This window comes from Acidisoma sp. L85, assembly GCF_009765865.1.
In the GTDB taxonomy this organism is placed as follows: Bacteria; Pseudomonadota; Alphaproteobacteria; order Acetobacterales; family Acetobacteraceae; genus Acidisoma.
Map to the genome: position 1 here is coordinate 5,686 of NZ_LMUQ01000085.1, position 10,587 is coordinate 16,272.

At 60.2% G+C, this 10,587-nt stretch carries 12 protein-coding genes; 5 read left to right on the plus strand and 7 right to left on the minus strand.

Annotated features, from left to right (window positions below; genetic code table 11):
* Positions 1 to 31 precede the first annotated feature (31 nt).
* Positions 32 to 346, minus strand: a complete 315-nt coding sequence (locus GSQ83_RS29525; RefSeq protein WP_158806677.1) for a hypothetical protein — start codon at positions 344 to 346, stop codon at positions 32 to 34.
* Positions 347 to 560: 214 nt separating this feature from the next.
* Positions 561 to 776, minus strand: coding sequence for a hypothetical protein (locus tag GSQ83_RS29530; protein ID WP_158806678.1), 216 nt, complete (start codon positions 774 to 776; stop codon positions 561 to 563).
* Positions 777 to 1,578: 802 nt separating this feature from the next.
* Between GSQ83_RS29530 and GSQ83_RS29535 the strand changes: the two genes are divergently transcribed.
* Positions 1,579 to 1,782, plus strand: a complete 204-nt coding sequence (locus tag GSQ83_RS29535) for a hypothetical protein (protein ID WP_158806679.1) — start codon at positions 1,579 to 1,581, stop codon at positions 1,780 to 1,782.
* Between the two features lie 391 nt (positions 1,783 to 2,173).
* Here the strand turns inward: GSQ83_RS29535 and GSQ83_RS29540 are convergent, their stop codons facing one another.
* Positions 2,174 to 2,425: a hypothetical protein gene (locus tag GSQ83_RS29540; RefSeq protein ID WP_158806680.1), complete on the minus strand. Its 252-nt coding sequence runs from the start codon at positions 2,423 to 2,425 to the stop codon at positions 2,174 to 2,176.
* Positions 2,426 to 2,465: 40 nt separating this feature from the next.
* Positions 2,466 to 2,723 (minus strand): hypothetical protein, encoded by a 258-nt coding sequence (locus GSQ83_RS29545; RefSeq protein ID WP_158806681.1) that lies wholly within the window; start codon positions 2,721 to 2,723, stop codon positions 2,466 to 2,468.
* Between the two features lie 181 nt (positions 2,724 to 2,904).
* Here GSQ83_RS29545 and GSQ83_RS31595 point away from each other — a divergent pair, with 181 nt between their 5' ends.
* Positions 2,905 to 3,093 carry an Rmf/CrpP family protein gene (locus GSQ83_RS31595; protein ID WP_371418102.1) on the plus strand — a complete coding sequence of 63 codons (189 nt, stop codon included), beginning with the start codon at positions 2,905 to 2,907 and terminating at the stop codon, positions 3,091 to 3,093.
* A gap of 499 nt (positions 3,094 to 3,592) precedes the next feature.
* Here the strand turns inward: GSQ83_RS31595 and GSQ83_RS29550 are convergent, their stop codons facing one another.
* Together GSQ83_RS29550 and GSQ83_RS29555 are read right to left on the minus strand one after the other, a co-directional pair.
* Positions 3,593 to 3,922, minus strand: coding sequence for a multidrug efflux SMR transporter (locus tag GSQ83_RS29550; RefSeq protein WP_158806682.1), 330 nt, complete (start codon positions 3,920 to 3,922; stop codon positions 3,593 to 3,595).
* A gap of 207 nt (positions 3,923 to 4,129) precedes the next feature.
* The gene (locus GSQ83_RS29555) at positions 4,130 to 4,390 is read right to left on the minus strand and encodes a hypothetical protein (RefSeq protein WP_216850637.1); all 261 of its coding nucleotides are present in this window, start codon (positions 4,388 to 4,390) and stop codon (positions 4,130 to 4,132) included.
* A 73-nt stretch (positions 4,391 to 4,463) separates the two neighbouring features.
* Between GSQ83_RS29555 and GSQ83_RS29560 the strand changes: the two genes are divergently transcribed.
* From GSQ83_RS29560 to GSQ83_RS29570, 3 genes are all read left to right on the plus strand, one after another.
* Positions 4,464 to 4,787, plus strand: coding sequence for a hypothetical protein (locus GSQ83_RS29560; protein WP_158806683.1), 324 nt, complete (start codon positions 4,464 to 4,466; stop codon positions 4,785 to 4,787).
* Between the two features lie 1,599 nt (positions 4,788 to 6,386).
* Positions 6,387 to 7,058: a PRC-barrel domain-containing protein gene (locus tag GSQ83_RS29565; RefSeq protein ID WP_158806684.1), complete on the plus strand. Its 672-nt coding sequence runs from the start codon at positions 6,387 to 6,389 to the stop codon at positions 7,056 to 7,058.
* A gap of 67 nt (positions 7,059 to 7,125) precedes the next feature.
* Complete coding sequence (locus GSQ83_RS29570) at positions 7,126 to 7,545, plus strand: PRC-barrel domain-containing protein (RefSeq protein WP_216850638.1); 420 nt, start codon at positions 7,126 to 7,128, stop codon at positions 7,543 to 7,545.
* 449 nt (positions 7,546 to 7,994) lie between these two features.
* Here GSQ83_RS29570 and GSQ83_RS29575 read toward each other — a convergent pair whose 3' ends face one another.
* A complete protein-coding gene (locus tag GSQ83_RS29575) occupies positions 7,995 to 8,213 on the minus strand; it encodes a DUF2934 domain-containing protein (RefSeq protein WP_158806686.1) in 219 nt (72 codons plus the stop codon).
* Positions 8,214 to 10,587: the final 2,374 nt, after the last annotated feature.

Sequence of the window (10,587 nt, forward strand, 5' to 3'; positions counted from 1 at the left end):
GTGTCAAAAACTTCTGCTTGGACGAGATGACTCAGGCTGTTGAAGAGACCGCCGAGATACCGCCTCGGCAGCCACAAACAGCCGCAATACGCTTCAAAATCTTTAGGTTTGTATCGACGTTCAGTGGTTTTTCGTTCTTTTCGAAATCGAGAAATTGCTGCGATTCTCTTCCACACGATGTGACGAGCAAGTGTATTGCACTGACCTTCCAAGCGATGAACTTCTCGTGGTCAACATATTCCCCAGCGCCGCGTATAGCGTTTGGCACAGTGTGCTTCGTCGCCAACACCTGGGCTATCTGCTCTTTCAATTCCACAAAGCGGCTCGCCAAGGTTTCAGATCTCACACACACCTCCAATACGACGCCGAATTACGCATATCGTAACGGGCGTGGCGAAGGTGCCGATGCGTCGCTCCGTCGGAGCGGCGCCCCAGACCCGCCGCCATCTGCTCGCGAATCGACGCGCCGGTGCGGCATTGAAGGCGCGTCTGTGGGCTAAGCGCGAGGTGGAGAAGGACGCCGCGGACTGATGCCTGGGCTTCGCGCCCGCAAGAGCCCGTCAGCCACTTTGCCCGCCCCACCGACGCCGCGGCACGCGCACCGTGTTTCCCGTGCGCCGAACCTGAACCTCGACCAACCCCCGGTCCGCCATCTCCTGCACGATCGTGTGGATGCGCCAGATGCCTGTGACATCCCGAAGGTCGTCGATCCGGACCCACTCGCCGCCCGAGATGGCGGATAGGAGCTTGGATTCGTCTTGAGAAAGGTCAGTCATGGGTGTCGTCCTGAGCCGCGGGACCATCCCGCCCAACGCGATCTGCTGAGGATCTAGTGCGCGCCCTCTCGCCGAGACCCGCGTCTTCCGCAGAACACCAATCCTCCGGCACAGGATGAGATCGTCACTCGACGTGCAGCATCTCAGCCATTCCGCAGCGGAACCGTGATTGGCAGGCGCCGATGATCAAGTCTCCGTAGCCGGCCGTCAGCCGCCTGAAATCAGCGAATTCCGAGCCAAATTTCCGGGAGTTTCGCGCAAGCTGAGATGGCGCCGAAGCATCGAAACGGAAGGGGGCTATGGCCAGCGTTGAAAACCGAGTACACCGGCGGAAGGCTGATCGCTGCCAGCTAGGTTAGGACGTCCTTCTACAACACGGCCGGCGAAAGCTGCGGCAGCGTCCACGACGTGATGCTCACAAGGCGTCGGGCAAAGCCGACTACGCGATCCTCAGCTTCGGAGGATTTCTGGGGATCGGCGAGCGCTACCGTCCACTGCCCTGGAACCAGTTGACCTATGATCCGCGGGCCGGCGGGTGCGTGGTCAACCTGGATCGCAGCCGACTGGAAGGAGCGCCAACTTACGCGGCTGACGATCTCAGCCTGTGGGATGAGCGACGTAGCGCTGACATTGACACCTACTATGGCACAAGTCGTCCAGGGATCGGTCCCGCGCCAGGCCTGGGTGACGCTGGATTGGGAGTGGGTGGGGCTGTCCGTTAAAACGGCCCGAGTTGCGGTGCCATTCGGCAGCGACCTCGGGCGCCACTGCATCGACCCGTCACCGCCAATAGACGCCGCCCATGAGCCGCCGCCCACTCGTTTGGAAGCCATGGCACACCGCCCCGACCCCAGCCGACAATGCCGTCGTCCGAACGCCTGAAGAACTCGCGGAGATCGCGGCTGCGCGTGCGGAGCGGGACAAGGTGACGCAGAAGCGAGGCAACGCCGCCTTCAGGGCGCGACGCAGCGCCATGCGCAAGGCGAAAGATGACCTAGACGAATGATGCGGCCACTTCCGTCCAGCCTCGCTCCAGCGGCCCGATGGTCGGCCAACCTGTCTGCTGCACCAGAGGCGCATCTGGCACCGTTTCTATGCCGATCGTGATTCAGTCAGCGTTTGCCTTCTAGCAGCAGCTCCCGAAGCAGCCTCGCTGCAACAACCTCTGCAGACCGGTTTCCAACTAGGCCACTCTTGCTCTTGTTCTCGATCCAGACAGTAACCACCCCCTCGCACTCAGACGCGGAGGCGGTGAGAGTCTCCCCATCTTTCTCAATACGCACGGTGAATCCACGCACCCGCAACGTCGCTTCTCCGACTCTAGATGCCCTAGCCTGAGTTCCGTCAGCGTGATCAACCACGCGTAGCCTGAGATGTGATCGGAAAGCTCCCTAGCCCTAATCGCTAAACCGACTGACACACTTCAACTCAACCGGTCGTGACGGCGGCATTGATACGCGAAAAGTGAAGAAACGCACCAGCCAGCCAACCCCATAGGTCGCCGCTGCAACTAGCGCCCATCCGCCGAAGATGGTCCAGGTCTGAGTGATCTGACCACCTATGGCCGCGAAGGTCATGATGCTAACGATCACCAGCACGACGGCCGCGACCAGGCAAAAGCCAGTAGATGACGTTTCCGAGCCGCTCAAGCATGTCGCTCAAGTTCAAAGGCTAGCGAGAAGAACGGGGTCAATCGGTGTAGGTCAGCAGTCCAACCAGTCGTGGCTCGTTGCCATCGGCCAAGCTGCCATCGAAGTCAACTACGGTGAGGGCGCTGCTCTTCAGCTGGTAGTCGCGCTCAGCGCTGGAGGGCGAGACGATGCGGAACGTTCTGCCATGATCCAGCGTCCCCAACATCTCGCTGTTTTCCTGGAGAGTTATAATGAACCTTTCGCCAGGAGTCGGCCTCTCCCCGACAGTAACATCAATCTGCGCAGCGTTTTGCATGTGTGAGCCTCCAGGGTGGCAGCAGCGCGTCTGGATTTGGCTATCCCGTGCCGAGCAGCAAGTCATCTCCGCGCCCCATCGCCGAACACGTCTCAAACTGTGATGAGGCTGCGGGACTATCGGCCCCAATTGTCCGATGTGGACGATATCAACGGCAATGAAAGTTTCGGGGGACATCTTGATGGCTGAGCGTGAGGGTTCTGGTTCCGACACCGATGAGGCTTTAAAAATCCGGTCTGCCGGCAGACAGGCCCGAGACGAGGGTAAGCCTATGACGGGTTGTCCCCACCCTGCTGACACTCAGGCTAGATACCAGTGGGTCAGCGGTTGGATGCAGCCTTCGGCGACTGCCCCGGAGGACGCCAGCTGAAGGTTGTCTGCGAGGCGCGGCATGACGCGATGGTTTCGGCGTCTGGGGAGAGAATGCCGAGCCCCAGACGCCTTCGGAAAAGGATGAGCGCTCGGTCACCGCCTCGTAGCCAGGTCTACAGTAACCTAGCTACGGACACCCCACCCCAGCAGGACCCACTCCTACTGGCCTTACGATCAAGTATGCCAGGACACTTCCAATTCCGCGCTCATCCAATGGGGCATTGAGGTAGCTAAATGGTCGACTGACGAGGCGTAGACGCGCGATCATCTGCACCGCCGAATACACGCCCCCGATTGTCATCGGACCTGGCGCCCGGCCAGATCCGATGATGTCGAGATCCAGTACAAGCGCCCGAAATCAGGGCCACCCCCTCGGCTCAGGCACCACCTCGATCGCCCAATTCGGATCGGGGCCGTAGCAGAATTTCCGTGCGGTGCACCAACAGCCAACTGGGCGTCGCCGTGAATCGCTGTTTCACGACCTGGGAAAGCCGCCATCAGTGCACGATGGACTTCGAGAAGACATTGACTACGATCACGCCCGCCAAGATGCGGCCAAGGCCGATCAGAGCGGCAGCGTCGAGGCTTTGCTTGTAAAAGATGAAGCCGACGAACGAGATCAGCACGATGCCGAGTCCACTCCAGATCGCATAAGCGATACCGATCGGCATCGTGAGAAAATAGCAGGCCGCAAAATAGCTGATTGCTGTCATGAATGTCGGCAGTAACTTCGTGAACTGCTGCGTCTGTCTTAAAAACGAAGTTCCTAGGACCTCGAAGATGATTGCGAAACTCAGCGCGCCGTAGATTAGGAGATTGCGGTTCATAAAGCCATTGTGAGGGAGAGAGGGGCGCCTTCATAGACCTTCTTCCGCGAACGATGGAGGCGCTAGCGGATACCCACACAAGCTCCTCGCGAACGAGTCGCATCCGGCGAAGGAGTGAGGGATTGGGAACCGCTTAGTGGCAGAGCGCCGCCCGCCACCTGGACAAGTTCCTCGCCGGCGCCCAATGCATCGACACGCGGCTCACGTTCAGCGGGCCTTCTGGCGGTCGCGTGGATCGCCGATCGCGGCATCGCGAACCCGCGAGTAGCCGTCCACATGAGGCAAGTTGTCAGCGAACTCCACCCAAGGCAGCCGCAGTCCCCAATAAGCATGGGCCGCCGGACGAAATCCTTCAGGGTTATCGAAGAAGCCGATCGCCACATTAAGCTCATCAGGTAGTGCCGGATCGCAGTAGCCGAAGCGAAAGAATACCCCTCGAGCGTTCCGAGGGAAAAGCGGCACGGACAAGTCTCGCGCCTTGTCCGTGCCTAACCCCGCGCACGGGCGGCCCGTGCGCGACGCTGTTCATCAGGATACACCGTTGCGCGACGCGTGGCTCATCGCCCGCTGCGAGGAATGGCGCGAAGTCGATGTCGAGGATGACCGCCTCTACAAGCTGGCCGGTGATGGCATCCCCGGTTCGCCAGCGTGCGCCGCATATGGCCGCTTCATCGAGCGAGTTCGCGATCGGCGGCACGAGCTCGAGGCCACCTTCTTCCTCACCCGCCCTGATCCTCGAGGGGCTCCGCGCCAAGCCGCTGTCATCTTCAAACGGACCATGCGCGACGTCGCTGGCGTGCCAGTATCGGAGGATAGGACGTCGGCCTCGTTGTCCCAGGACATCCTGCAGGGAGTGGCAGCTTGAGCGCGGTGCAGACGGCTGACGCTCGACTGGTAGCGCTTTTAACCGGGAGTTCCAGGAAAATGATGACCAGTTCAGGGCGTGGGACGATGAGAGGGACAACATTCCGCACAGCCATCCACGCGTGAAGGAAATCGCAAAGCTCAAGCGCGCCGCCGTCGAGCGCGGGTGGAAGATACGCGAGGAAGTTTCGCGCTGAAGGCTCACACCGCCGAGGCCATGCAATCTTGCGATCGCCGCAGATCTTGCTGAGCTGACCGCCCGGCGATATCGGGCGCCAGGAAACATGGCGGCGGCCGCTCGGTGCTTACGCGACGCGGACGACTGCCTAAAGCGAATGCATGCGCCTGGGGGCTTGCAGGCCAAGGCCAGAGTCGGGCAAGAGCTGGACGGTGTGCTGATATGCAACTGCGAGCAGGCAGTCGTTGCCTATCGAGAGGCGTCTGCGTTGATGAATGCGGGAACCGCCTTACCGCCGGGCGCCGAGTTCGACAGCATCGCCCTCCTTGCGCAGAGGCGATCTGGAAGAGAGAAGCCGCCTCGCGAAGCGCATTGCCAAGATGCCGGCCCTAACGCTTGCCGGCGTGCGAGCCCGTGCGTCAGTCGTGCAGGCCGCCATGCCCGTCGACCATGTAATCACAGCGACTGCATTAAGATCAACTGGCACAAAGGCGTGCTGGACGCTCTGCTGCGCGATCTGTCGGGGAGGGAGGCGTAATGGCCACTCCGAAACCTCGCCGGAGCAGGGCCACCACGGAACGGGAGGCGGCTCTAATGGTAGACCACATTGCCGAGCTCGGCCGGCGCTTCGGGCCGTCGCTGCGGGGTAACGAGAAGCCCATCTTGCGCGTCATTGAGGGTGGCCAGACATAAGCGACGAAGGCCGCTCACGGGCGGCCCGTCTTCCTGAGTTCACCGCGCTCGAGGCGGGGCTGGTGACGTGTGGGAAGAAGCAGTAGAGGAAGGCTACGTCGCCCTAACGACCGGAGGCAAAATTGGTCAAGGTCTATAACTTCACCAAAGGTGATCCGCTGGCAGGGGAGAGTGTCCGAGTCCTCGCGAAATACACTGCTGACGCAATTGAGCGCGTCAACGGAGAGGCCGTATTGGATACCGAGGAAGAGGTCGACGAGCGTTATGTCGACGCCGACGGGAAATATAGCCCGCCCCTAGTTAGGCCTCCTGAAAGCCGAGGCGGGCCATTGCACGACGACCAGCTCCCGCGAGAAGGCGCTAGTCGACCTTGCGATGAAAGCGTGGGAGTTGTGCCAGTTCACAGCGGGGGCAGCTGACGATGCCGGAGGACGATTCGCCCGTCACGCCTCGCACGTGCTGCAATGATGAGATGACCTGCTGTCGGTTTGGTGGACAGGCACCTTGAGCTAACGCTGCGTTCCTCTGAGATTGCGGAGCTAAGGAGGCTCATCCAGGCGCCCTACCTACGAAGCCCGGGCCTCATCAGGCGGGACGCACTCGCGTCGACGAATTTCCAGACGAGCGCCAAGATCAGTCTTCCGTGACCATCCCTACTGGCGCTCGAAAGCGACCGACTCGCGTGCCAGGTCGAATCCGGGTGCAGAACCCGGAAAACAGGAAACTCCAATGACCCGTCTATATCGTTCCGTGGCTCGCGGCCTTTATCTGGCAGCAGCTGTCTCTTTGGTCGCGACCGTGCCAGCGTTGGCTCAGAACAACTCGGCTGCCAGTGGCAACGCCCCCTCAAATACGTCAAAGCCCGGCTCAATGGCGCTCGGGGACAAGTCACCGAACGGCTCTCTCACGAAAACCCATGATGATTGGCGCTCGAGCGAACTCGTGGGTGCAACCGTGTACAATGACCAGGGAAACAGCATCGGGACGGTTAATGACCTTCTTGTGACGTCCGATGGTACAGTGTCGAACGCGATTCTTTCAGTCGGCGGGTTCCTCGGCATCGGAACCAAGCTTGTCCAAGTTCCATTCAAGAACCTGAAGCTGGTGCCGAGTCAGTCAAATCCCGCCAGCGGCTCTAAGATGGCAACCCAAAATGCAGCGACACCCGCTGCGCTCCCCGGGACCGCGCCAATGAACGCCGCCGGCACTAGTGGCACTACGGGTGCGCCCGCAATGGCGCCCGGTGCAACAGCCTCAAATACGGGAGCGTCCGGCAATGCGCCCGCAGCTGGGCAACCTGTGGCCGCTATGGCTATGCAGAATCATGAATACAGCCTCGTCCTACCTGGAGCGACTAAGGATTCTTTAACTTCCGATCCAGGCTTCAAGTTCGAAGACTGATATAAAGTCCCAATTATCCTGGTCTGCTATTAACCCGGCAGCCGGGCGCAAAATGCAGGAGGAAATCATGGCCAGCGTGCAGGACGCCGGCGACACCAGCGGCCGGCTGATCGCCGCCGGCAAGGTGAATGGGACCGCCGTGTACGATGCCAGAGGTGAGAAGATTGGCAACGTATACGACGTCATGATCGACAAGACTTCGGGGAAAGCGGATTACGCCATTCTAAACTTCGGAAGCTTCCTCGGGATGGGCGGCCGATATCATCCGCTTCCGTGGAATCAGCTCACCTACGACCCGGGCGCCGGTGGCTTCGTCGTCAATCTCGACAAGAGCCGGCTAGAGGGCGCGCCCTCGTATGCCGACGACGATGTCAGCCTTTGGGACGACCGGCGCAGCACAGACATTGACACCTACTATGGTGATGATCGGGATGTGAGGGTGGCGCCTGGTGTCGGCCCTGGCCTGGGCGGAATGGGCACTCGATAGAACGACAACCTAAAAAGTGTATACGCCGGTGGCGATCCTGCTTCGCTAGCTTCAAGCGTTCGTGTAAAACGCAAGGAGATTGCGAAGCGGAGGCTTGTTGCACGCAGCTGGGGTGATCTACCGGAACACGGCGAAGATTGCGGCGCATCTTCCTGAGTTGTCTTTTGGAGAAATAAGCAGGTCCCTTGTCCGTGCGGCCTCGCCGCGTCTTATGTAGTCGATCACGAGGAAGCACGTGACGAGGGCGACGACGAAGAGCACCAGCGGGATATACAAGGATACAGCCCTCCTGAGGGGCAAACGCCACTGGGCTCAGCGTAGCCTTCCCTTAATACGCTCGACGGGGCGGGGTGACTCTCACGATCGCTTGCTCTCTTCCACGACTAACCTGGCGCTGCTAAACTGACGCGGCCCTTCTAAGGAGATAGCTTTCAGATCTCGTGAAAAGCTCAAACCTCTTCGAAGCCGCAGGTCCAGCTGTAATGTCGGTCGGCCTGCCCCTCAGGGGATCCTTTCTGCTCCCATATCCGATACGCCCGCTCACGCAGGCGCTGTTCGTGGGCGCGGTGCCAGTATTCGTCCGAGCGCCCTTCCTGTCGGCCTTCTTGTTCCCAAATCTGATAGGCGCGCTCGCGGACGATCCGGTCGAGGTCAGTCTTCGTCTCCATCAGAACATCGTGGCTATCGCCATACGGCGTCATGGTGCCACTTCGGCTGACATGCATCCGGGCAGAAAGACTTTGGAGCTCATCGGTCGGAACAAGTTGAGAATGAGCCGCAGCAGACAGCGCTTTCTCTTTAAACTTCGTATCCGATGCCTTAGCTCCCGACGCCCCTAGCGCGACCGGAAATTTATGCAGGAGTTCAGCACATCAACTAACCGCTCACGGTAGTTGTTTTGCCAGCGGCTCCTACCGAGGCAGCTGCCGGTGCGGGCGCATGCGTGTTATATTCTATCGCTTCAGCAGGGAGCGCGCGGTGGGGCAAACCGGTCGTGACAGTGGTTCCTGTCGGACGGCGTTTGCCATCCTGATACTCGACCCAGCGGAGCAGGTGGAGTACGCTACGAGCCGCAGAGATGATCCCCACGGCTATACGGAGGCTGAGCCGCCTGGCATTCTGACCAACTGCTACAAGTTGTCTCCCGAGAGATAGAGGGACGCATCCCGACCGTGAGAGGTCGAACGCCGATCGTTAAGTTTGAGATCGCCATGCCGCAGAACCGCGCGCCGGCGTCAATCATCGGCAGGAAATCGACCGTGAATGATTGAGTCAAAGTAGGGGGTTTTGGAACGTACCATCAACAAGTTTGTCTCCAAGCATAAGAGCGCAGCGGAAACGTTGCGGACGTCGAACTTTGCAGATGCGGTGCTTTCCAGGGGCTGACCCAAGACCAACAAATAGGGCAGTCTTTTCGAGATAGTCCGGCGGCAGGGCGAAAACTGCTGGCCGTGGGACACTTTTCCAGTAGTATTTCGGCCATTCTAGTGGTGGGGCTATTTCAGTGGGCACCTTCCTTTATCGCGTCTTCACGTTCATCGCCTTTTTCTTCGTCGCTTCGGGGATAATCTCGGTGCTCCTGATGGAGTTCGGCCCCGACAATGGGGTCGGACTAATCGCTGGGCTACCGATCGTGCTGCCCTTCATCATCGCTTCGCCTCTCATCTACTTGCTGGGCTGGACTATCCGATGGATTTCCGGGGCTCCTGCAAGGACGCCGAAGTGGGACCGCAAGGCAGTTAAGCGGTCGCTCCCTGGGGCTCCGCCTCCACCACTTGCCGCCTCTCGGCCAAAGCCTACTGAGCAGCTTGCACCTCTGCATCCCCCTCCTTGATCGGTGCCGCCGGAACAAGGCCAGCAAAAGCGACATTCGCTGGCACGGGTGCCCGTAGTCCGGCGGACCTAGATTACGATGCGGTGGCTAGGGGCCCACGACACGTCTTGGTTGCCCGCAATTTTCCCGCACGAATAGGCTCGGACGCCAAAACCGCCGCTTGAATCAGCATTTGGCTCCGAGAAGCGGTTCCTGAAGCAACTTTGCTCCAACAACCTCTGTCGGTCTCCAACGGGACCGTTTTTGCTGCTGTTTTCAATCCAGACGGTAACTATGTCATCGCGTAGCGAAGGCGAGGCGGTGAATTCCTTTCATCTTTATCGACTCGCACGGTGAAGCGCGGACACGTGCCATCTCTACCTCGTTCTCCAGGCGATCCTGACCTTGGGTCCTCTCCAGCTTAATGCACTGCACGAAGTCTCGAGATGATTCGTAACTATATTTTTCTCGAGTTCGATCCTCGAACTGCCAAGATTATGCGCTTGCTTGGCCGGTAGGGCGACCTCCCTGTCGGGGCAGTCTCCAGCACATCGGAGAGACGGGGTGCCCGTCGTTCAGGCCGTGGTGGTCCTGAGCCGCGAGGCGGAGTTAGTAGCGCCGCTCACCCTCTTGCCGAAGGGGTCCGGGCCTCCTTCGTGCGGGCCCGGACCCCTAAACCCACAGGAGATCGGGGGCAGCTGCCTAACCGGCTGTTGTTGCGTGGGTGCCATGGTAAGCACCGACGCGTCAGCCTCCTCTGCGGAGACCGGCGCAGATCGCCCGTTGGATGCGCCGGCGAGGGTCAATCCTGGGCTGTTAGCCTCGGCCCTGCGAGATAACCGGATACCTGAGGACTATGGCCGCATTGCCGGCGTTCCTCGGGCTGAAAGCGCCGGGGTGGCGATGACCGTCCTCGCTTCATGCCTTTCAATCCCAAGGCCCCCAGTAGCGGATCGGACGTCACACTCGGGCCGCGATATGCAACAGGACGGCGCGGCCGAGGGGCTAGCAGGAGCTCGGCCATCGGTGGAAGCTACTTTGACGAGCTAACCTTTGGACGCGGTCCTTCTCTCGACAGACAGGCAAGCGGAAATGCTTTCCTGTCGTTCGAGCTGCCGCCATCCTGGGGTCGGCAACGCGGAGAGCGTCCCATGAAACGTTGGAAGCCGCGCGGGCCGATCTGGAAACCGTGGCACACCGCGCCCGCGCCAGAGGACAACGCTGTCGTC